The sequence below is a fragment of the Nonomuraea sp. CX421 genome, from assembly GCF_059358955.1.
In genome coordinates, this window is record NZ_JCADBK010000012.1 from 15,700 (window position 1) to 36,905 (window position 21,206).

General features: G+C 70.2%; 22 protein-coding genes. 5 read left to right on the forward strand and 17 right to left on the reverse strand.

Annotated elements, in window-relative coordinates; translation table 11 throughout:
- Positions 1 to 178: 178 nt before the first annotated feature.
- The 3 genes from AC5L3X_RS21840 to AC5L3X_RS21850 all read left to right on the forward strand — a co-directional run bounded on the left by AC5L3X_RS21840 (position 179) and on the right by AC5L3X_RS21850 (position 2,374).
- Positions 179 to 580, forward strand: coding sequence for a hypothetical protein (locus tag AC5L3X_RS21840; RefSeq protein ID WP_494859187.1), 402 nt, complete (start codon positions 179 to 181; stop codon positions 578 to 580).
- A 49-nt stretch (positions 581 to 629) separates the two neighbouring features.
- Positions 630 to 989 carry a nuclear transport factor 2 family protein gene (locus AC5L3X_RS21845; protein WP_189125698.1) on the forward strand — a complete coding sequence of 120 codons (360 nt, stop codon included), beginning with the start codon at positions 630 to 632 and terminating at the stop codon, positions 987 to 989.
- A 92-nt stretch (positions 990 to 1,081) separates the two neighbouring features.
- Complete coding sequence (locus tag AC5L3X_RS21850; RefSeq protein WP_494859189.1) at positions 1,082 to 2,374, forward strand: MFS transporter; 1,293 nt, start codon at positions 1,082 to 1,084, stop codon at positions 2,372 to 2,374.
- Positions 2,375 to 2,464: 90 nt separating this feature from the next.
- On the opposite strand, the gene AC5L3X_RS21855 is transcribed toward AC5L3X_RS21850, so the two are convergent.
- A complete protein-coding gene (locus AC5L3X_RS21855; protein WP_189125699.1) occupies positions 2,465 to 2,698 on the reverse strand; it encodes a hypothetical protein in 234 nt (77 codons plus the stop codon).
- An 89-nt stretch (positions 2,699 to 2,787) separates the two neighbouring features.
- Here AC5L3X_RS21855 and AC5L3X_RS21860 point away from each other — a divergent pair, with 89 nt between their 5' ends.
- Positions 2,788 to 3,411: a Uma2 family endonuclease gene (locus AC5L3X_RS21860; RefSeq protein WP_494859192.1), complete on the forward strand. Its 624-nt coding sequence runs from the start codon at positions 2,788 to 2,790 to the stop codon at positions 3,409 to 3,411.
- Between the two features lie 48 nt (positions 3,412 to 3,459).
- Here the strand turns inward: AC5L3X_RS21860 and AC5L3X_RS21865 are convergent, their stop codons facing one another.
- The 16 genes from AC5L3X_RS21865 to AC5L3X_RS21940 all read right to left on the reverse strand — a co-directional run bounded on the left by AC5L3X_RS21865 (position 3,460) and on the right by AC5L3X_RS21940 (position 20,140).
- Positions 3,460 to 6,015, reverse strand: coding sequence for a phenylalanine--tRNA ligase subunit beta (locus AC5L3X_RS21865; protein ID WP_494859193.1), 2,556 nt, complete (start codon positions 6,013 to 6,015; stop codon positions 3,460 to 3,462).
- Complete coding sequence (gene pheS / locus AC5L3X_RS21870; RefSeq protein ID WP_494859443.1) at positions 6,015 to 7,055, reverse strand: phenylalanine--tRNA ligase subunit alpha; 1,041 nt, start codon at positions 7,053 to 7,055, stop codon at positions 6,015 to 6,017. Before pheS ends, AC5L3X_RS21865 begins: the two co-directional genes overlap by 1 nt.
- Positions 7,056 to 7,182: 127 nt before the next feature.
- A complete protein-coding gene (locus AC5L3X_RS21875) occupies positions 7,183 to 8,262 on the reverse strand; it encodes a sensor histidine kinase (protein ID WP_225263407.1) in 1,080 nt (359 codons plus the stop codon).
- A 50-nt stretch (positions 8,263 to 8,312) separates the two neighbouring features.
- Entirely contained in the window at positions 8,313 to 9,116 is an 804-nt protein-coding gene (locus AC5L3X_RS21880) for a TrmH family RNA methyltransferase (protein ID WP_189125702.1), read from the reverse strand.
- A 119-nt stretch (positions 9,117 to 9,235) separates the two neighbouring features.
- Positions 9,236 to 9,619, reverse strand: coding sequence for a 50S ribosomal protein L20 (gene rplT / locus AC5L3X_RS21885; RefSeq protein WP_189125703.1), 384 nt, complete (start codon positions 9,617 to 9,619; stop codon positions 9,236 to 9,238).
- Between the two features lie 24 nt (positions 9,620 to 9,643).
- Positions 9,644 to 9,838, reverse strand: a complete 195-nt coding sequence (rpmI, locus tag AC5L3X_RS21890) for a 50S ribosomal protein L35 (protein ID WP_189125704.1) — start codon at positions 9,836 to 9,838, stop codon at positions 9,644 to 9,646.
- 121 nt (positions 9,839 to 9,959) lie between these two features.
- Positions 9,960 to 10,631 (reverse strand): translation initiation factor IF-3, encoded by a 672-nt coding sequence (gene infC / locus AC5L3X_RS21895; protein WP_229697622.1) that lies wholly within the window; start codon positions 10,629 to 10,631, stop codon positions 9,960 to 9,962.
- A 242-nt stretch (positions 10,632 to 10,873) separates the two neighbouring features.
- Positions 10,874 to 11,737, reverse strand: coding sequence for a shikimate dehydrogenase (locus AC5L3X_RS21900; RefSeq protein ID WP_494859194.1), 864 nt, complete (start codon positions 11,735 to 11,737; stop codon positions 10,874 to 10,876).
- 67 nt (positions 11,738 to 11,804) lie between these two features.
- The gene (gene mltG / locus AC5L3X_RS21905; protein WP_494859195.1) at positions 11,805 to 12,962 is read right to left on the reverse strand and encodes an endolytic transglycosylase MltG; all 1,158 of its coding nucleotides are present in this window, start codon (positions 12,960 to 12,962) and stop codon (positions 11,805 to 11,807) included.
- A 247-nt stretch (positions 12,963 to 13,209) separates the two neighbouring features.
- Positions 13,210 to 14,277, reverse strand: a complete 1,068-nt coding sequence (mltG, locus tag AC5L3X_RS21910) for an endolytic transglycosylase MltG (RefSeq protein ID WP_494859197.1) — start codon at positions 14,275 to 14,277, stop codon at positions 13,210 to 13,212.
- Between the two features lie 46 nt (positions 14,278 to 14,323).
- Entirely contained in the window at positions 14,324 to 14,806 is a 483-nt protein-coding gene (gene ruvX, locus AC5L3X_RS21915; RefSeq protein ID WP_189125706.1) for a Holliday junction resolvase RuvX, read from the reverse strand.
- A 1-nt stretch (position 14,807) separates the two neighbouring features.
- Entirely contained in the window at positions 14,808 to 17,480 is a 2,673-nt protein-coding gene (gene alaS, locus AC5L3X_RS21920) for an alanine--tRNA ligase (protein WP_494859198.1), read from the reverse strand.
- A gap of 17 nt (positions 17,481 to 17,497) precedes the next feature.
- On the reverse strand, positions 17,498 to 17,728 hold the full coding sequence (locus AC5L3X_RS21925; RefSeq protein ID WP_189125708.1) for a hypothetical protein: 231 nt from the start codon (positions 17,726 to 17,728) through the stop codon (positions 17,498 to 17,500).
- Positions 17,725 to 18,099, reverse strand: a complete 375-nt coding sequence (locus tag AC5L3X_RS21930; RefSeq protein WP_189125709.1) for a DUF948 domain-containing protein — start codon at positions 18,097 to 18,099, stop codon at positions 17,725 to 17,727. The genes AC5L3X_RS21925 and AC5L3X_RS21930 overlap by 4 nt, the downstream gene beginning before the upstream one ends.
- A 238-nt stretch (positions 18,100 to 18,337) precedes the next feature.
- Entirely contained in the window at positions 18,338 to 19,591 is a 1,254-nt protein-coding gene (locus tag AC5L3X_RS21935) for a replication-associated recombination protein A (RefSeq protein WP_494859445.1), read from the reverse strand.
- 69 nt (positions 19,592 to 19,660) lie between these two features.
- Positions 19,661 to 20,140, reverse strand: coding sequence for a hypothetical protein (locus AC5L3X_RS21940; RefSeq protein ID WP_494859199.1), 480 nt, complete (start codon positions 20,138 to 20,140; stop codon positions 19,661 to 19,663).
- Positions 20,141 to 20,326: 186 nt separating this feature from the next.
- Between AC5L3X_RS21940 and AC5L3X_RS21945 the strand changes: the two genes are divergently transcribed.
- On the forward strand, positions 20,327 to 21,205 hold the full coding sequence (locus tag AC5L3X_RS21945; RefSeq protein ID WP_494859201.1) for a peptidylprolyl isomerase: 879 nt from the start codon (positions 20,327 to 20,329) through the stop codon (positions 21,203 to 21,205).
- Position 21,206: the final 1 nt, after the last annotated feature.

The following is a 21,206-nucleotide window of genomic DNA, read 5'->3' on the forward strand; positions in this document are numbered from 1 at the left end:
ACTCCGCCCCGAGGCCGCCGGATCCGTCCGGCGGCCTTTTGGCTGCGCCCATTTCCCGGGAATCCTCCCAGGTCGAGCCGGACATAGCCGAGCTCATTACCTGGCGCGTAATCGCGCCGACGACCGGCGGGATGACACCTTCTCCTTTGTCGGAATTGCCGGTACAAGGAGCCCGAAGATGACCGATCTAACCGTCACCACCGACCGCACCCGGTTTCTGCGCCTGGCGCTGGGCCTCGACGCCGTCGTCACCGGGGTCAACGGCCTCGGCTACCTCGCCGGCGCGGCCCTGCTCAGCGACCTGCTCGGCCCGGGCACGGCCCCGCTGCGCGGGATCGGCGCCTTCCTGCTCGTGTACGCCCTGGGCGTCGGCCTGCTGGCCGCCCGCAAGGCGGTCAACCCGGCGGCCACCATGGCGGTGATCGTGCTGAACACCGCCTGGGCCATCGGCAGCGTGCTGGCCGTGGTGACCGGGCTGATCGGGTTCACCACGATCGGCGCGCTGTGGGCGGTGGCCCAGGCCGGGGTCGTGGGCCTGTTCGCCGCCGTACAGCTCGTCGGCCTGCGCAGGCTGCGCTGACAGCACCCGTACCGATAGCCCGAGAATTCATTGCAAAGGACGGAACATCATGACTGACAACCTGGTCGAACGCTACGTCGCCGCCTGGAACGAGACCGACGCCGACGCCCGCGCCAAGCTCGTGGCCGAGCTGTGGACCGAGGAGGCCACCTACACCGACCCGCTGGCCGACGTCGCCGGCCATGCCGGGATCGCCGCCGTCATCGAGGGCGCGCAGGGCATGTTCCCCGGCTTCGTCTTCACCCCGGGCGAGGTGTACGACGCCCATCACCGGATCGCCAGGTTCACCTGGCATCTGGGCCCCGCGGGCGAGGAGGCGGTGGCCGTCGGGTTCGACGTGGTGGAGCTGGCCGAGGACGGCCGGATCGCCAGGGTGCTGGGCTTCCTGGACAAGCTCCCCACCGCCTGACCTCTCCACCGGGAAAGGGGCTCCGGACGGGGCCTCTTTCGCCGTGCGAAAAGCAGTTGCCCAGCCCCGTCTCACCCGGACAAGGTGAGCCCGTGCCCGAACGACTCAGACACCTGATCCGGCGCCTCGTGCCCGATCTGGGCCCGCTCCGCGACTCCCGTGACTACCGGCTACTGATGGTGTCGGGCGTCGTCACCATGTTCGGCACGTTCATCACCCTGGTGGCCGTGCCCTACCAGATGAAGGAGCTCACCGGCTCCTACGTCGCGGTCGGTCTGGTGAGCCTGGCCGAGTTCGTGCCGATGGTGGTCTGCGGCCTGTGGGGCGGCGCGATCGCCGACGCCGTCGACCGGCGCAAGGTCATCCTGCTGAGCGAGGTCGGCCTGGCCGTCACCTCGGCGATGCTGATGCTCAACTCACTGTCGCCCACCCCCCAGGTCTGGGTCCTGTACGTGGTCGGCGCACTGGCCACGGGCATCGCCTGCCTGCAGCGGCCCAGCCTGGAGGCGATGATCCCGCAGGTCGTGCGGCACGACCAGCTCGCCGCCGCCGCCGTGCTCACCAGCCTGCGCTGGAACTTCGGCGCCATCGTCGCGCCCGCGCTCGGCGGCCTGCTCGTCGTGTCGTTCGGCACCGCCCTGGCCTACGGCCTCGACACGGTCAGCTTCCTGCTGTCGCTGGCGCTGCTCTGGCGGATGAGCTCGCTGCCGCCCGCCGACAACGCCGCGCCGGCGTCGCTTCGCTCACTGGTCGAGGGCGTGCGCTACGCCGTCGGGCGCCGCGACCTGATGGGCACCTACCTGATCGACATCGCAGCCATGGTGTTCGCCATGTCGACGGCGCTCTTCCCGTTCCTGGCCGACCAGATGGGCGCGCCGCAGGCGCTCGGGCTGCTCTATTCGGCCGGCGCGGTCGGGGCCCTGCTGGCCTCGCTCACCGGCGGCTGGACCTCGCGGGTGCACCGCCAGGGGCTCGGCGTGATCGTCGCCGCCGTGCTGTGGGGCGTGTCGGTGGCACTGGCCGCGCTGATGCCCACCATCTGGGGGGTGTTCGCGTGCCTGGCGCTCGCGGGCGCCGCCGACATGGTGAGCGGCATCTTCAGGATGACGATGTGGAACCAGACGATCCCCCACGAGCTGCGCGGCCGGCTGGCGGGCATCGAGCTGCTCTCCTACGCCAGCGGCCCGATGCTGGGCAACGCCCGAGCCGGGCTGATGGCGCAGGCCGGCGGAGCCAGGTTCTCGCTGGGCGTGGGCGGGCTGCTGTGCGTGGCGGCCGTCGCCGCGCTGGCCGTGGCACTGCACGCGTTCAGGACCTATGACGCCCGCACCGACGAACACGCGCTGGCCGAGAAGGCTCGCCGCGCCGAGCAGGCGACCGCCTGACCGCGCGGCGACGGTGACCGCTCCGTCTCGCCGCCGGCCCGCCCTGGTTGATGCTGGTTCGCGCCGTTTCGCCCCATGGTGGCCCCGGGTTCAGCCCGGCTCACGCCAGCCCGCGTAGCGCTCGACCAGCTCATCCACCTCGGGCAGGATCTCCTCATCGAGCCCCTCGGCCACGACCAGCCACTGCGCGTCCTCGGCGTCGTCCTCGCCCGCGAGCGTCTCCCGCACCACCCGCGGGACCCCGAGCGCCGGAAACAGCTCGGCCAGCGTCTCCGCGACCTCCTGTGCGTCGTCCCGCTCGGCGAACACGAGTAGCTGCCTCATACCTCGCATTCTGCCAGCGCTCGCTGCTGCTAAAAGCCTGTACGTCCCGTTCACAGAACGTGACTGCGATAGCTTGCTACCGTAGAACCATGACGGCCGAAGCGGTGAGCCTGGATGAAACGGTGAGCCCGAATACGGAGCCATCTTCGCTACCCGACTGGATCTTTCCGCCACCTCAAGGTTTCACCGCGGAGGATCTCGATCGCATTCCGCAATTGCCTGCACACACAGAGTTGATTGATGGAAGCCTGGTCTTCGTGAGCCCTCAAGCTTCCTTCCACACGCTCGCGGTGTCGCTGTTCGAGGTTGAGCTGCGCCGCATGGCGCCAACCGATGTGCGCGTGCGGCGGGAGATGAGTCTCATCCTCGATGAGAGCCAACGGCCGGAACCCGACATCAGTGTCATCCGCGCCGACGCTGAGCACAGCCGCGAGCAGACCTTCTATCGGGCCAAGGATGTGACGCTCGTCGTCGAGGTCGTCTCGCCTGAGTCGAGGACGCGCGACCGTAAACGAAAGCCGACTCTCTACGCCGAAGCCAGCATCCCCCACTTCTGGCGCGTCGAGAACAACTCCGGCCAGCCGGTCGTCTACGTGTACGAGCTCGACTCCGTCACCGGTACGTACGTGCCCACCGGGATCTTCCACGACCGGCTCAAGGTGACGGTGCCGTTCGACATCGACATCGACCTCACCGCGATCGACCGGCTCTGAGAACGACGAAAGGTCCGGTACGCCACGCGTACCGGACCTTTCGTATGCTCAGACGCCCCGCAGGTGGGCGCCCACCCGGTCGGCGGCCAGCGCCACGGCGGCGTCGCGGGCCGCGGTCGTCTCCTCGGCCGTCAACGTACGGTCGGCGGCGCGGAAACGCAGCGTGTAGGCGAGCGACTTGTTGCCCTCGCCCGCCTGCTCACCGGTGTAGACGTCGAACAGCCGGATCGACTCCAGCAGCTCACCGGCGCCGTCGCGGAGAGCCGCCTCCACATCGGCGACCGGCGTGAAGTCGGGCACGATGAGCGCCACGTCCTGCGTCGCGACCGGATAGGCCGACACCCTGGGCGCCTCGACCGGGCCCGGCATGGCGCGCTCGATCCTCGACAGCTCCAGCTCCATCGCCGAGGTGCGCGGCGGCAGGCCGTACGCCTCGATGACACGCGGGTGCAGCTCACCGGCGTGGCCGACGAGCGTGTCACCGGAGTAGAGGGCCGCGCACCGGCCGGGATGCCACGGCTCGTGCTGGTCGGCGGTGACGGACAGCTCGACACCCGCCTCGACGGCCACGAGCTGCGCGGCCCGCACCGCGTCGGCCCAGCACTCCTGCCGCCCCGGCCCCCACCAGCCGGACCGGTCGAACTCACCCGCGAGCACGACCGCCACGCGGTGCGGCTGGTCGGGCAGGGCCGCCTCGACCGAGGCCAGCTCGTCGGCGGTGGGCTCGCGCTCGACCCCGAGCACCGGCGCGGTGCGGGGGGCGCCCTCGCGCGGCCGGTAGACCGCGCCCGACTCGAACAGCGCCACGTCGGGGAAACCGCGGCCGACGTTGCGGACCAGGGTCTTGAGCAGGCCCGGCAGCAGCGTGGTGCGCATCAGCGGCTCGTCCTCGGCCAGCGGGTTGGCCAGCCGCATCGCCCGGCGGCGAGCGTCGTCGGCGGGCAACTGCAGGTTGTCGAAGTCGGCTTCGCTGATGAACGGGTAGGCCAGCACCTCGACGTAGCCGGCGGCGGCCAGGGCCCGGCCGACGCGCCTGCGCAGCCGCTGCCCCTCGGTCAGCCCGGCCCCGGCCGGGGCCTTGGGCAGGACCGACGGCAGGTTCTCGTAGCCCTCCAGCCGGATGACCTCTTCGGCCAGGTCGTTGGGGTCGGTGAGGTCGGGCCGCCAGGACGGCGGCGTCACGGTGATCATGTCGTCACCGGTGACCGCCAGCCTGGCCGCCAGCTCGCCACCCGTCACCACCCCGGTCGGGTCGACGCCGCCCGTGCGCACGGCCGGGTCGTCTCCGTCGGTCACCGTGCAGCCGACCTGCTCCAGCCGGTGGACGACGGTCTCCTTGGCGTAGGGGATGCCCGCGACGTCGCCCGGGTGACTCGACGGGATCGCGATGCGGGCGGGGCGCACGCCGACCTCGGCGTGGGTGACGCCGGGCTGCGCGGTCGCGCCGCCCAGCTCGGCCAGCAGTCGCACGGCCCGCCAGGAGGCGGCCAGCGGCAGCTCCCGGTCGACGCCGCGCTCGAACCGCTTGGACGCCTCGGACACCAGGTTGTGCCTGCGCGACTCACGGGAGATGCCGGTGGCCGAGAAGTGCGCGGCCTCGATGACGATGTCGGTCGAGGCGTCGGAGATCTCGGTCTCGAGCCCGCCCATCGTGCCGGCCATCGAGATCGGGCCCGACTGGTCGGTGATCAGGATGTCGTCGGGGTCGAGCTCGCGCACCACGTGGTCGAGCGTCTCAAGGGTCTCACCCGGCCGGGCCCGGCGCACGACGATCTCACCGGTGAGCCTGCCGCGGTCGAAGGCGTGCAGCGGCTGGCCGAGCTCCAGCATCAGGTAGTTGGTGATGTCGACGGCCAGCGACACCGGCCGCATCCCGGCCCGCGTCAGTCGTACGCGCATCCACAGCGGGCTCTGCGCGGACGGGTCGAACCCGCGGACCTCACGCAGCACGAACCTGTCGCAGGCGGTCGGGTCGGCGATCGACGCCGGCCACGCCTGCCCGGTCTCCTCGGGCAGCTCGACGTCGGCGGGGTCGTGGAACGGCACGCCGAACGCGGTCGCCGCCTCGCGCGCCACGCCCCTGATGGACAGCGCGTAGCCGATGTCCGGGGTGATCTCCAGCTCGATCACGTCGTCGCGCAGACCGAGCAACTCGACCACGTCGGCGCCGATCGGCGTGTCGGCCGGGAGCACCATGATGCCGTGGTGGTCGTCGCCCAGCCCTAGCTCGCGCTCGGAGCAGATCATGCCCTCGGACATGCGGCCGTAGGTCTTGCGCGCGCCCACCTCGAACCCGCCGGGCAGCACGCCGCCCGGGAGCACGACCGGCACGCGGTCACCCGCGGCGAAGTTGGTGGCGCCGCAGACGATCTCGCGTGGCGTGGCCTCGCCGACCTCGACCTTGCAGTGCCTGATCGGCTTCTTGAAGCCGGTGAGCTCCTCGACCTCGAGCACCTCACCGACGACGACGTTCTTGACGTCGTGGCCATGCGAGGTGATCGACTCCAGCTTGAGCCCGGCCGCGGTGAGCCTGTCGGCCACCTCGTGCGCCGTGACCGCCGGGAGATCGACATACTCCCGCAGCCAGGAGAGCGGGACCCTCATCAGATCTCCATTCCGAACGGGAGCGTGAAGCGCACGTCTCCCTCGACCATGTCGCGCATGTCCTCGGCGTTGTGGCGGAACATCAGTGTCCGCTCGATGCCCATGCCGAAGGCGAAGCCCGAATACCTCGACGGATCGACCCCGCAGGCGATCAGCACACGCGGGTTGACCATCCCGCAGCCGCCCCACTCGATCCAGCCCTCCGACTTGCAGGTGCGGCAGGGCGGGTTGCCGGGGACCGCCGAGGCACCGCGGCAGACGAAGCACTTGAGGTCCATCTCGGCCGACGGCTCGGTGAACGGGAAGTAGTTGGGCCGGAACCGAGTGGAGATGCCCTCGCCGAACATCACCTCGGCGAACCGGTCGAGCGTGCCCTTGAGATGGGCCATCGTCAGGCCCTCGTCGATGGCCAGCCCCTCGACCTGGTGGAACACCGGGGTGTGGGTGGCGTCGAGCTCGTCGGTGCGGAACACCTTGCCCGGGGAGATCACGTAGCACGGCACCCCGCGCTGCAGCAGCGCGCGGATCTGCACCGGCGAGGTCTGGGTGCGCAGCACCATGCCCGACTCGCCGGACTCGACGAAGAAGGTGTCGTGCTCGGAGCGGGCGGGGTGGTCCGTGGCGATGTTGAGGGCGTCGAAGTTGAACCACTCGCCTTCGAGCTCGGGCCCCTCGGCCACCTCGTAGCCCATCGCGACGAACGTGTCGGCGATGCGCTCCTGCATGGTGGTCAGCGGGTGGCGGGCGCCGCGCGGCCGGCGGTCCCACGGCAGGGTGACGTCGACGGCCTCCTCCACGAGCACCCGGGCGTCACGCTCGGCCTCCAGCTCGCCCTGGCGGGCGGCGAGGGCCTCGTTGATCGCCCTGCGGACGGTGCCGACACGTTTGCCGGCCTCGGCGCGGGCGGCGGGCGGCAGGGCGCCGATCTCGCGGTTGGCCAGCGCGATGGGCGAGCGGTCGCCGGCGTGTGCCAGGCGCGCCTGCTTGAGTGCGTCGAGGGTGCCGGCCGCCTTGATCGCCGCCAGGGCGTCGGCCTCCATGCGGGACACCTCGTCGGCATGCAACGGTGTCACCTCGACGGGGTCGTAGTCAGACAAGAGTGAGCTCCGTATCCAGGGCTTGAGCGGTCAAAGTCTAACGGTGGACGCCCACCGGCCGACTCAGGCTTCAGGCGAAGTCGGGCGTGCCGGTGGGCACGGTAAATCGGAACTCCGCCCCACCCTCGGGCGCTCGCTGCACGGTGATCGTGCCGCCGTGTGCCTCGACCAGGCCCTTGACGATGAACAGGCCAAGCCCGGTGCCGCCGCGCCTGCGGCTGTTGCCGCGCCAGAACTGCCGGAAGACGCGCGGAGCCAGCTCGGGCTCGATGCCCTCGCCCTCGTCGCGCACCGACACGGCAGCTCCCCATCCGACGGATTGGATGTCGATCGTCACGGTGCCACGGCCGTGGCGTACCGCGTTCTCTATCAGGTTACCGAGGATCTGATCGACCTTGTCCTGGTCAAGCCACATCTCGGGCAGGTCGGGGCCGGCGACGAGGCGGAACCGGTCCTCCGGCTCACCGGCGGCCACGCGGCCCGCGATGACGCGGCGGGCTCGGGCTGGCACGTCGACGACCTGGCGGTGCAGCTCCAGCCGGCCGGACTCGATGCGGGACACGTCGAGCAACTCGGTGATCAGCCTGGTCACGCGGTCGGCGTCGTTGTTGACGGTCTCGAGCATGACGAGCTTCTGCTCGTCGGTGAAGCGGGGCCACCTGGCCAGCAGCGTCGCGGTGAAACCCTTGACGCTGGTCAGCGGGGAGCGCAGCTCGTGGGCGACCGTGGAGACCAGATCGGCGCGGCTGCGCTCCAGGCGGGCGCGGGCTCCGCCGTCGCGCAACGTGATCGCCACCCGGGCGACGTCGCCGCCCCGGGCGGGCTCGCGGATCAGCCGGGCCGCGACGTAGACCTCCTGGCCGCCCGGCAGGTGGAGCGGCCGCTCCGGGACCCTGCTGCGGGTGCGCAGCCCGCCGTCGGGGTCGAGGGCCTTCCACCAGTCGCGGCCGTCGTGGTCGCGGAACGGGAACACCTCGTCCATGTCCTTGCCGACGGCTCGCTCGACGCTCACTCCGGTGAGCCGGACGGCGGCCCGGTTGACCGCCAGCACCCGGCCGAAACCATCGGTCACGATGAGGCCGTCGGGAAGCTCGTCGATGGGGATCACGCACACGGAGGTGCGCTCTCGACCATCGTCTGCGCCGTGCACGACCTCGCCTCCTCCGCCTACAGGGCCGACAATAGCGGGTTTCCCGCCGCCTAGGGCACTCGCTGGGACCTGGCGGAGGAGTAAAGACACACCGCCGCCGCGGTGGCCAGGTTGAGGCTTTCGGCCTGCCCGTAGATGGGCACCCTGACCACATCGTCGGCCTCGGCGAGCACCTCCTCCGGCAGACCCCAGGCCTCGTTTCCGAAGATCCACGCGGTGGGTCCTGACAGGTCGACGTCGTCGAGCGTGTGCTTGCCCGCGCCGTCGGCCGCCAGCACCCGCAGCCCGCGCTCCCTGAGGTGACGCGCGGCCACCGCCGCGGGTGTACCGATGACGACCGGAAGGTGAAAAAGACTACCGGCGCTGGCGCGCACGCACTTGCCGTTGTACGGATCCACCGAGGCGTCGGTGAAGACCACGGCGTCGGCTCCGGCCGCGTCGGCGGCGCGCATGACGGTGCCGGCGTTGCCCGGGTCGCGCACGTGCGCGAGCACCGCGACCAGGCGCGGCGTGGCGGGCACCGCCTCCTCCAGCGGCACGTGCACGAGCCGGCAGACCGCCAGGAGGCCCTGGGGGGTCACGGTCTGGGACAACTCGGCCAGGACCTCGCCACTGGCCCGGTGCACCGGGACGCCCTGGAGCGTCGCCTCGGTGACGAGCTCGGGGTGGCGCAGCTCGGCCTCGGCGGTGGTGAACAACTCCAGCGTCACGCCGTCGAGCTTGAGCGCCTCGCGCACCGCCTGCGGGCCCTCGGCCAGGAACTTGCGGTCCTGGTCTCTGAAGGCGCGCTTGGTGAGTCTCCGGGCGGCCTTCACCCGGGGCGACTTGAGGTTGGTCAGCTCGGATCCCGCCATGCTTCCCCCTGGTTCGCGGGTACGGCACGGCGTACCCCTGCTGCTCGCCGTACATACGGCAAAGGGCCCACCGTCAGGTGGGCCCCTCGGCTAGAGCCCGGCCGGGCTCCTCACGTGTTTCAGCCCGCGGCCGGCGCGTTCACGTCCGCCGGCAGCGCCTTCTTGGCGGCCTCGACGAGCGTGGCGAAGGTCTGACTGTCGTGCACCGCGAGATCGGCGAGGATCTTGCGGTCGACCTCGATGTTGGCCAGCCGCAGCCCCTGGATCAGGCGGTTGTAGGTCATGCCGTTCTGACGGGCCGCGGCGTTGATCCGCTGGATCCACAGACGGCGGAACGTGCCCTTGCGGTCCTTGCGGTCCCGATAGGCGTACGTCATCGAGTGGAGCATCTGCTCCTTGGCCTTGCGGTACAGCCGCGACCGCTGGCCTCGGTAACCGGATGCCCGATCGAGGACGACCTTGCGCTTCTTCTTGGCGTTGAGCGCCCGCTTCACGCGTGCCATAGTTCTTCTCCCCGGGGGTTCGCGCTACTTGGCGAGCAGCTTCTTGATCTTCTTGGAATCTGCTTCGGACAGGACGACTTCATTCTTGAGACGGCGCGTCAGCGTGGACGACTTCCACTCGTTGTAGTGCGCGCGGTTGGCACGGCGACGCTTGATCTTGCCGGTGCCGGTGAGCCGGAACCGCTTCTTGGCACCGCTGTGCGTCTTCATCTTCGGCATTTCGCCGTCTCTCCTCAATTCGGTCGTGCCGGTGGCCGGGCCGGTGCTGGCCGGCCCGGACGCGGCGTCTTCGTCTGCCGGTGGCTGTTCGGGGTGGTGTAAGGCTAACCCGAACCGGGGGTCACGCTTCCTGTGCGGAAGGCTCCTCGCTGCCACGCTGCGCCTTGGCGGCGGCCTTCTCGGCCTTGGCCTCGGCCTTCTTCTTGTGCGGACCGATCACCATGATCATGTTACGGCCGTCCTGCTTCGGCTGGGATTCGACGAACCCGAGCTCCTGGACGTCCTCCGCCAGCCGCTGCAGCAGCCGGAAGCCGAGCTCCGGCCGGGACTGCTCGCGACCACGGAACATGATCGTGACTTTGACCTTGTCTCCCGCCTTGAGGAACCGCACCACGTGACCCTTCTTGGTCTCGTAGTCGTGCGGGTCGATCTTGGGCCGGAGCTTGATCTCCTTGATGATCGTGTGCGCCTGATTCTTGCGCGCCTCGCGCGCCTTCATCGCGGACTCGTACTTGAACTTGCCGTAGTCCATGAGCTTGCACACGGGCGGTCGAGCCGTCGCCGCGACCTCGACGAGGTCAAGGTCGGCTTCCTGGGCGAGCTTCAGCGCATCGTGAATCGACACGATGCCCACCTGCTCACCGTTGGGGCCCACGAGGCGGACCTCGGGAACTCGGATACGCTCGTTGATGCGGGGCTCAGTGCTGATGGGGCCTCCTAGGTTGCGAATCCCTACGTGCTCGTCGTGCCGGGAAGCTCCGCGTGAAACGCGAAAGCCCCGCACGTCGCGCATGCGGGGCCACTGAGCTCTTCGGCATCGTGGCCTGAAGCTCCCCGGAGTAAGTCCGGCGTGATCCTGGACCCGGCCACCTCTCGGCGACTCAGGTGGGAGGAGACCTCCGCTTGCGCGTCCAGCAAGGCATGCCGGACCGATCAGAGAGCAACATTACCACAACCACGCGGGATCCCCGAATCTTCCCCGCCTCCCGGAGCGGTGGCCGCCGAGGTGGCCTAGGGGCTCGATCCGGCGCGGCGTCAGACCGAACGGACCGCATGGACCGCCCGCCGGACGATCTCGGCCTCGCCGGCCGCGCGCATGGCCTCGACCGGCACGTCGGCGCGGCCGGTCATCAGCTCCACCTGGCGCACCGCCTGGTGGAGCAGCATCGCGAAGCCGCCCACGACGGTGCCGCCCGCGGCCCGCACCGCCGTCGCCGCCGCGGTCGGCCACGGCGCGTAGACCACGTCGAACAGGGCGGGCACGGTGGCCAGTCGTTCGGCGTGCAGGTCGGCCGCGCCGCCGGGCAGGGTGGAGACGACCAGATCCACCTGGAGCCGGACGTCGAGCTTGTCGAACGTCTCCACCGCGAGCGCCAGCCCCAGCCGCTCGGCCACCTCGGCGGTCTCCCCCGCCCTGGCGGGATCGCGGACGAGCAGGGTGGCGGACGGAAGCCCCAGATCGCGCAGCGCCGCCAGCGCCGACGCGGCCGTGGCGCCACCACCCAGCACCGTAGCCGAGCGGGGCGCCGGCACCCCGGCCTCGGCCAGCGCCTGCTTGATGCCGTGAACGTCGGTGTTGTCACCGTGGGCGGCGCCGTCGCGGAACACCACCGTGTTGGCCCCGCCCACCTCGACTGCCAGCTCGGAGACGGTGTCGAGCAGGGGCAGCACGGCCCGCTTGAGCGGCATGGTCAGCGACAGGCCCGCCCAGGCTCCCTCGTCACCGGAGATCTCGCCGCGCACCGGCCGGAGCCGCCCGAGCATGGCGGGCAGCCCGGCCTCGTCGCACTCGAACGCCTCATAGCTCCACCCGGCCAGGCCCATCGTCTCGTAGGCGGCCCGGTGCAGGCAGGGCGACAGCGAATGCCCGATCGGCGAACCCATCACCGCGGCGCGCATGACCACCTGCTCTCCTTGACCAGCAGCACCCTACCGCCGCCCGGGCGCGGCTCACCCCGCGCCCGGGTCAGTCGCCGTTCTGGTACTTCGCCTCGTTGCGTGCGAACTCCGCCAGCAGTGCCTGCCGCTCGGCCTCTGTCGTGGCGAACTTGGTGACGTTGCTCTTGCGGTCGGGGGCCACGAAGTACAGCCAGGTGCCCTTGGCCGGGTTGAGCGCCGCCTCCAGTGCGTGTTCGCCGGGGTTGGCGATGGGGCCTGGCGGAAGCCCGGGCCAGCGGTAGGTGTTGTACTTCGACGGGATCTTGGTTTCCTCGATGGAGGCGTAGGTGCCGTACTTGCCGAGGGCGTACATGACCGTGCTGTCCATCGACAGAGTCATCGGCGGCTCCCGGTTGAGCCTGTTGTAGATGACCCGCGCGATCTTCGGCATGTCCTCCTGGCGCCCCGCCTCGGCCTGGATGATGCTGGCGATCGTGATGATCTCGTGCGGTGTGTGACCGAGGCGTTTGGCGCCATCGACCAGACCGACCTTGTCCGCCGCCTGCTTGTACCGGTCGACCATCGCCGCCAGGATCTCGGACGGCGTGGTCTTCGGCTGGAACTCGTACGTGGCGGGGAAGGCGTAGCCCTCAAGCTTGCCCTTGGCGTAGGACGGGAGGTCCAGCGCTCCGGTCTTCTTCGCCGCGGCGACGAATTCCTTGCCCGGCTTGCCGGTCTTCTTCGCCAGCTGGGTCAGCGTGTCGGACAGCCGCAGGCCCTCCTTGATGGTCACCTGGACGAGCATGCGGTTGCCGGAGTCGAGGAGCGTCACCGCGTTGGCGGCGGACATGCCCTTGCGCAGGGTGTACTGGCCGGGCTGGAGCGAGTCGCTCTTGCCCGCGTTGGTGATCGCGTTGGTGAAGGCCCTGGCGCTCGCGACGACCCCCTGCCGCTCCAGCTCCTGCGCGACGTCGGAGGCGTTCTGGCCCTCCTTGATCTCGATGACCACCTCACCCTTGCCCTGACCGGCGAAGTCGTCGGGCACGAGGGCGCCGCTGATCCACTGGTAGCCGAAGTAGCCACCGCCGCCGAGGATGCCGGCGAGGATGATGAACGCCAGCAGCGGGGCGATGAATCCGCCCCGGTTGCGGCGTTTGCGCCGCCTGCGGTTCCCCCGTCTGCCGGAACCGCGGGTGCGCCGCTGGTCACGATTGTCGTCGTCCTCGGCGCCAAGCAGAAAGTCCATGTCGAGCTCGTTCATAGGTGCGGTGGCCAATCTCCCGGCACGGCACCGGCGGTGTGAGGTCCGAGAACCGAACCGCCGGAAGTAACCGAGTGGAATGGGGGGATCCGCCGGACATATACCCACGGCCAGCGGTGATCACTCAGAGTAATCATGACGAGAGTCGGCGAGAGGACGCGCGCCCCACTACGGGGGCTCTGCTTGGGGATCGTCACGATCCCCTGCGGGATGGGGGGTCTCCCGGCGAGCATCAGTCAGTCCCGAGGTATCGGTTCAACTCTTCCCGGTATCTCACGAACTCGCTCTCTTTGTCGGTGAATTTGGTGATTCTATGCGCCGGATCCGTGGTAACAAACCAGTACCAATTGCCCTTTGCCGGGCGCAAGGCCGCCATCAGCGCCTTCTCTCCAGGACTGGAGACCGGTCCGGGTGGCAGCCCCTTGTGCAGGTAGGTGTTGTACGGCGAGTCGATCTTCGTGTCGCTCTCGGAGACCTTCAGCGTCCGCCTGCCCTGGGCGTACAGCACGGTCGTGTCGAGTTGGAGCGGCATGTTCGCGCTGAGCCTGTTGTAGATCACCCGGGCGATCTTCGGGTAGTCGGCGTCACGCCCGCCCTCTGCCTGCACGATGCTGGCCACGATCACGACCTCTCGCGGAGTCAGGTGCACCCGTGCCGCCCGCGCCTCCAGGTTGATCTCGGCCGCCGCCGCGCCGAACCGCTCGGTCATCGCGGCCAGCAGGTCCACGGCGGAGGCACCCGGCTCGACCTCGTACGTCGCCGGGAACAGGAATCCCTCCAGCCCCCGTGCGTAGGCGGGCAGGCCGACGAGAGCCGGGTCGGCCGCACGCAGCTCCTTCAGCGGCAGCCCGGACTGCGCGGCGACCCGCTCCAGCGTCTCGTCGACCCGCATGCCCTCGGGCACCATGACGCGCCTGACGATCCGGGAGCCCGGAGCGAGCAGCAGGTCCAGCGCCGCTCCCGCGGCCATGCCCCTGCGCAGGCGGTAGTGGCCAGGCTTGAGCCGGTCGGCCACCGCGCGGGCCACGGTCTCGTTGACGAAGGACCGGGCGCTGGCCACCACACCCGTCTCGGCCAGCTGCGCGCCGACGTCGCTCGCGCTGGCGCCGGGCGCGATCCGTACGGTCACCTTGCCTCTGCCGCGCCCGTCGAAATCATCGGGCACGACGTACGGTTGCAGCACCGCGTAGGCGGCCACCCCCAGCGCCACGACGGAGACGACCACGCCGGAGACCAGCATCCCCGCCCTGCGCGGGGCCTTGCGCCGCCGGTCACCGCGGGACGGGGAGTGTGCGGTCAAGCGACCACCCCTGGCGTGGTCCTGCCGTGACGGATGCCGCGCCCTGTCATGAGGCCGGTCCGCCGGCCGCCGCGGAGGGCGGTTCGACGGGCCTGCCCGGTGGTCTGTCGGTGGCTCGCTCGACGTCGAGCGCGTCCTGAAGCAACACGACCGCGGCCGCCTGGTCGACGACATCGCGCTGCTTGCGGGCACGTACGCCACTGGCGCGCAGCCCCTGCTGGGCCGCGACGGTGGTGAGCCGCTCGTCGAAGAGCCGCACCGGGGTGGGCGCGAGACGGACGGCCAACGCCGAGGCGAACGTGCGCGCCAGCGCGGCCGCCTGCCCCTCACGGCCGGACAGCGAGGTGGGCAGGCCCACCACGACCTCGATCGCCTCGTGCTCCGCGACGATCACGGCGATGCGGTCGAGGTCGCCCTTGCCTCGCCTGACCGTCTCGACCGGCGTGGCCAGCATCCCCGAGGGGTCGCTGCGGGCCACGCCGATGCGGACGGATCCGACGTCGACACCGATCCGTGAACCGAACCGCATGTCAGCCGAGCTGCCCCTCAATGGCCTGCTCGACGAGCCGCAACGCGTCGCCGATCGCCTCCGGCCGGGTGCCGCCCCCTTGCGCGACATCGTCCTTGCCGCCACCGCCACCCCCAAGCGCCTTGGCGGCGACGCCGACCAGTCTCCCGGCCTTGAGCCCACGCTCGCGTCCCGCCTCGTTGACCGCGGCGACGACCACGGGCCGGTCGGCGGGAACACCGGCGATCACGATGATCGCGGGCCGGTCGGCCGGGAATCTGCCACGCACATCAAGCGCGAGCTTACGCAGGTCATCGGCGCCGGTGCCATCAGGCGCGCGGTGTGTCACCATCGAGACGCCCTGCTGGTCGCGGGCCTGAGAGGCCAGCTCTCCGGCCACCTGGAGCACCTGCGCGGAACGAAGTCGCTCCAGCTCCTTCTCGGCGGTGCGCAGCCGCCCGACGATGCCCTCGATGCGCTCGGGAAGCTCCTCGCGGCGGGCCTTGAGTTGCTCGGTGAGCTGAGCGACCAGCACGCTCTCGCGCGCCAGGAACCGGAACGCGTCGATGCCGACCAGCGCCTCGACCCGGCGCACGCCCGCGCCGACCGACTGCTCGCCCAGCACCTTGACCAGGCCGAGCTGGCCGGAACTGTGCACGTGCGTGCCGCCGCACAGCTCGCGGGAGTAGTCGCCGATCTCGACCACGCGGACCTCGTCGCCGTACTTCTCGCCGAACATCGCCAGCGCGCCCATCGCCCGGGCCTCCGCCTGGGAGGTGTAGAAGGCGTTGACCTTGAGGTCGTTGATGAGCACGGCGTTGACCTCGTCCTCGACGTCACGCAGCACACTCGGCGGGACGGCGCCCGCGGCGGTGAAGTCGAAGCGGAAGCGGCCGGGCGAGTTCTCGGAGCCGGCCTGGGCCGCCGACTCGCCCAGCGCGTTCTTGAAGCCGCGGTGGACGAGGTGGGTGGCGCTGTGGCTGCGCGAGATCGCGCGGCGGCGCTCCAGGTCGATCGACGCCTGGGCCTCGTCGCCGGTCTTGAGCTCGCCGCTGCGGACGGTGCCGCGGTGCACGACGAGACCCGCGATCGGCGACTGCACGTCGAGGATCTCGACCTCGGCGCCGCCGGTGCGGATCACACCCTGGTCGGCGAGCTGGCCGCCGCCCTCGGCGTAGAACGGGGTGCGGGCGAGCACGATCTCGACGCTGGCGCCCGCGCCCGCCGCCGGCACCGCGACGCCGTCGACGAGGATGCCGAGCACGGTGGTCTCGGCCTCGGTCTCGTCGTAGCCGAGGAACTCGACCTTGCCGGCCTGCTCCAGCAGCTGCCCGAAGACGGAGATGTCGGCGTTGCCGGTCTTCTTCGCCGCCGCGTCGGCCTTGGCCCGCTGGCGCTGCTCCTTCATCAGGCGGCGGAAGCCCTCTTCGTCGACCTTGAGCCCGTGCTCGGAGGCCATCTCGAGGGTGAGGTCGATGGGGAAGCCGTAGGTGTCGTGCAGCTGGAACGCCTGGTCGCCGGAGATGGTCGAGCCGGACTTGCGCTTGGTCTCCTCGACCGCGACGTCGAAGATGGCCGTGCCGGTGCGGAGCGTGCCGAGGAACGACGCCTCCTCGGCGTCGATGACCCCGTGGATCTGCGGCGCGTCGGCCTTGAGCTCGGGATACTGCTCGCCCATCACGTCGATCGCGACGTCGGTCAGCTCGTGCATGTAGCGCTCGTCGCCGGAGCCGAGCAGCCGCAGGTTGCGCACGCTGCGGCGCAGGATGCGGCGCAGCACGTAGCCGCGGCCCTCGTTGCCGGGCATGACACCGTCGGCCACGAGCATGGTGCCGGTGCGGACGTGGTCGGCGATGACGCGCAGGCTCACGTCGGCGCGCTCGTCACGGCCATAGCGGGTCCTGGTGAGCTCGGCCGCCCGGTCGAGGATCTTGTAGGTGGTGTCGATCTCGTAGATGTTGTCGACGCCCTGCAGGATCGCCGCCATGCGCTCCAGGCCCATGCCGGTGTCGATGTTCTTGTTCGGCAGCTCGCCGGCGATGTCGAAGTCGACCTTGCTGCGGACCTCGCTGAGCTGGTACTGCATGAACACGAGGTTCCAGACCTCGAGATAGCGGTCCTCGTCGGCGACCGGGCCGCCGTCGCGGCCGTACTCGGGGCCGCGGTCGTAGTAGATCTCCGAGCAGGGGCCGCCAGGACCGGGCACGCCCATGTGCCAGTAGTTGTCCTCCAGGCCGCGGCGCTGGATGCGCTCGGCGGGCAACCCGACCTTGGTGTGCCAGATGTCGAACGCCTCGTCGTCCTCGAGGTAGACCGTCGCCCAGAGCCGGTCCTCGGGGAAGCCGAAGCCGCCCTCGGACTCGGGCTTGGTGAGCAGCTCCCAGGCGAACGGGATCACTTCGGCCTTGAAGTAGTCGCCGATGGAGAAGTTGCCGAGCATCTGGAAGAACGTGGCGTGCCGGGTCGTCTTGCCGACCTCGTCGATGTCGGGGGTTCGTACGCACTTCTGGGCGGTGGCCAGCCGTGACGCCGGAGGCTTGCGCTGCCCCAGGAAGTACGGCTTGAACGGCACCATACCCGCGTTGACCAGGAGAAGCGTAGGGTCCTCAGCGATCAGGCTGGCCGAGGGCACGATCTTGTGCCCACGCTCCTCGAAGAAGCGCAGGAAGCGGCGCGCTATCTCTGCCGACTCCATGGTGGCCATCCTTTGCGTTAGTCGTCGGTTTCAGCGTTGTCGAGCCCGAACCGGGCCCGCAACTCGATTTCGCGGTCGGCGGCCTCGCCGAGCGCGTCGGAAGTAAAGTCTCTCACCTGCGCGAGCATGCCCGCGGCGCCCTTGGCCGTGCGGCGGGCGACGTGCTGGGGGTGCAGGGCCTGCAGCCTGCGCACCACCCACAGGGTGAGCAACGCACCGAGCGAGATGTAGAACAGCCGCCTGATCACGGACGCCGCCTGCCCCTGGGCTGCCTGCGGGCCTCGATGGCCCGGCGCACGCCGTAGCCGATCGACGACACCTTGATCAGCGGCCCGGTGAAGACGGTCTGGGTCACCGCGCTCAGCTTGGCCGCGTGCCCGCTGACCTGCTTGACGTCTCTGGCGATGGCCTCGACCGCGACGAGCTGTCTGTTGGTCTCGCTGACCGTGACGCCCATGTCGTCGAGCAGCGGCGTCATGCGGCTGGTCAGGTCGGAGACGGCCCTGGCCGTCTCGGTGAGCAGTCTCGCGAGCTTGATCAGCACCATGGTGAGCACGCAGACCAGGACTATCCAGCCCGTGGCCGCGATCAGCGCCGCGACCTCTCCAGCGGTAAGCATCCGCTCATCTCCCTCGTACGCCACGCCGGAACGGCAAGACCCTATCGCGTTCGAGCACCCAGGCTACTGGGCTCGAACACCCTGATCATGCCGCCACGTCGGCCACGGCCCTTCCCAGCCCGTCGTGAGCCCCCTCGATCCGTTCGCCCGCGGCTCCGCGACCACCGGCCGGCGCGGCTCCTCCGGGGTCCTCCCCTGCCGGATCGTGCCCGATGAGCCCGCCGTGCCGGGGCCGGGGTCAGGAGCCGCGGAGGAAGTCGCGGATCCGGGCCCAGCGATCGGCCACCGGGGCCTCGGCGCCGTGCTTGGTGGGCCGGTAGTAGCGCTGGCCGCGGATCTGCTCGGGGGCGTAGTCCTGGCGGACAAGGCCGTGGTCGAAGTCGTGGGGATACTGGTAGCCCTCGCCGTGGCCGAGCTTGGCGGCGCCAGGGTAGTGGCCGTCGCGCAGGTGGCCGGGCACCTGGCCGATGAGGCCGCGCCGCACGTCGCCGATCGCCTCGCCGATCGCCTTGACGACGGCGTTGGACTTGGGCGCCAGCGCGCAGTGGATGACCGCGTGGGCGAGGTTGATTTGCCCCTCGGGCAGGCCGATGAGCTGCACGGCCTGCGCCGCGGCGACGGCGGTCTGCAGGCAGGTGGGGTCGGCCATGCCGACGTCCTCGGAGGCGAAGATGACGATGCGCCGGGCGAGGAAGCGGGGATCCTCGCCGGCCTCGATCATGCGGGCGAGGTAGTGGAGCGCGGCGTCGGCGTCGGAGCCGCGCATCGACTTGATGAACGCGCTGATCACGTCGTAGTGCTGGTCGCCCTGCCGGTCGTAGCGGACGGCCGCCTTGTCGACGGCCTTCTCCACCATCTCGACGGTGATGGTGTCCTCGCCGGAGCCGGTCAGCAGCGCGGCGGCCTCGAGGTAGGTCAGGGAGCGGCGGGCGTCGCCGCCCGCCAGGCGTACGAGATGGTCGAGGGCCTGGGGGGCGACGGTGGCGCGGCCGCCGAGGCCGCGCTCGTCGGACGCCGCGCGCTCCAGGACGACGCGGACGTCGTCGTCGGACAGGGACTCCAGCGTGAGCAGCAGCGAGCGCGACAGCAGGGGGGAGATGACCGAGAAGAACGGGTTCTCGGTGGTGGCGCCGATGAAGGTGACCCAGCGGTTCTCGACGGCGGGCAGCAGCGCGTCCTGCTGGGCCTTGTTGAAGCGGTGCACCTCGTCGACGAAGAGCACCGTCTGGCGGCCGGTCATGCCCAGCTCGCGGCGGGCGGTGTCGATGGCGGCGCGGACGTCCTTGACCCCGGCGGAGACGGCGGAGATCTCGACGAAGCGGCGTTTGGTGACATTGGACACCACGTAGGCCAGCGTGGTCTTGCCGGTGCCGGGCGGCCCCCACAGGAAGAGCGACATCGGCGCCTCGCTCTCGACGAGCCGGCGCAACGGGGTGCCGGGACCGAGCAGGTGGCGCTGGCCGATCACCTCGTCGAGCGTGCGCGGCCGCATCCGGACCGCCAGGGGCTGGGGTGTGGCCTCCTCAGCAGCCGAATCGAACAGACTCTCCACAACGCGAGATTACACGGCCCATACGGCTCTCGCTCCCGAGTCCCCGGCGCGGAAGACGTAGTAGCCGACGACCGCGGCCAGCGCCACGGTCACGGCCGACACGACGGTGGTGGCCGTGCGGCCGAACCTGTCGCCGACCGTGTCGCGCGCGGACGTGGTGCCGTAGACCAGCAGCAGCGCGGCGGCGGACAACCCGGCGACGGACAGCAGCAGCGGGGTGGCGAAGCTCTGGTGGCTCGCGATCCGCTCGCCCAGCAGGCCGTCCGCGGTGGCGAAGCGGGCCGCCTTCAGCGCCTCGCCGCTCTGCCTGGCCGTGAAGACCGCGACCGGCGCGGCCAGGGAGAGCAGCACCACCGCCCACGACAGCACCGGACGCCGGCGGGGCAGCAGCGCGTAGGCCACGGCGACGGCGGCGAGGAGGGGCGCCAGCACGACGGCGAAGTGGATGATCAGCGGATGGGCGGGCAGGCCGAGGATCTCGTCGAACATGCGCGGCTCCTTAGTTCTCATTTCAACTACGTCTGGCAGAACGATATGGTTCGCACCCACCCAGTGCCATTCGGAGCCCGCCGGTACCACTGATCGGTTTTCGTCACTTACGTCCAGCACATTCAAGGGCCGGTAGCATTCGCGGAGTTGTTTGGTCATGTGTAGGCAAAAATGGAGGACATACCCGTGAGCGCCGACGACCGCCAGAGCGAGCTGGCGCGCGAGCACAAGGAGCGGCAGGCGCAGCGTGCGGCCGAGCAGTCCGCCAAGTCCAAGCGGAACACCTTCATCGGCGCGGGACTGGCCGTCGTCGTGGTGGCCGGCGGCATCTTCGCCGCGACCACGCTGGTCGGCAAGGACACCGGCACCCCTGTGGCGTCCGAGAGCACGCCGTCGGCCTCGGCCCCGCCTGCGGAGTTGCCGACCGCCGCTCCCACCGCGACCGGCCCCGTCACCTGCACCTACAAGCGGGACACCGCCGACGTCCCGATGAAGTACGTGGGCATGCCGGGCTCCAAGCCCAACATGAAGCTGAAGACGATGACCATCGCCACCAACCACGGCGACATCGTCATCGACGTCGACCCGGCCGCGACGCCCTGCTCGGTCAACTCGATGGCCTTCCTGGCCAAAAAGAACTTCTACAACAACACCAAGTGCCACCGACTGGTGACCCCTGAGGTGTCGGGGCTGTTCCTGCTGCAGTGCGGCGACCCCAAGGCCAAGGCCGACGGCAAGAACCCGACGGACGGCCAGGGCACGGCGGGCTACGTCTTCCAGGACGAGGCCGTCGGCGCGGTCCCCTACGGGCGCGGCGTGGTGTTCCTCACGCAGCCGCAGGACGCGGCCGGCCAGAACAGCAGCCAGTTCGCCATCTCGCTGTCGGACGAGAACGCGCAGCTTGAGCCGCAGTTCTCGGTGCTCGGCATGGTGCGCTCGGGCCTGGAGATCATCGACAAGGTGGCCAAGGACGGCGTCATCGTCAACGACGACGACATCACTGGCGACGGCGGCTCCACCGCGCCGAAGAACCCCATCATCATCAAGAAGGTCACGGTCCGCTGAC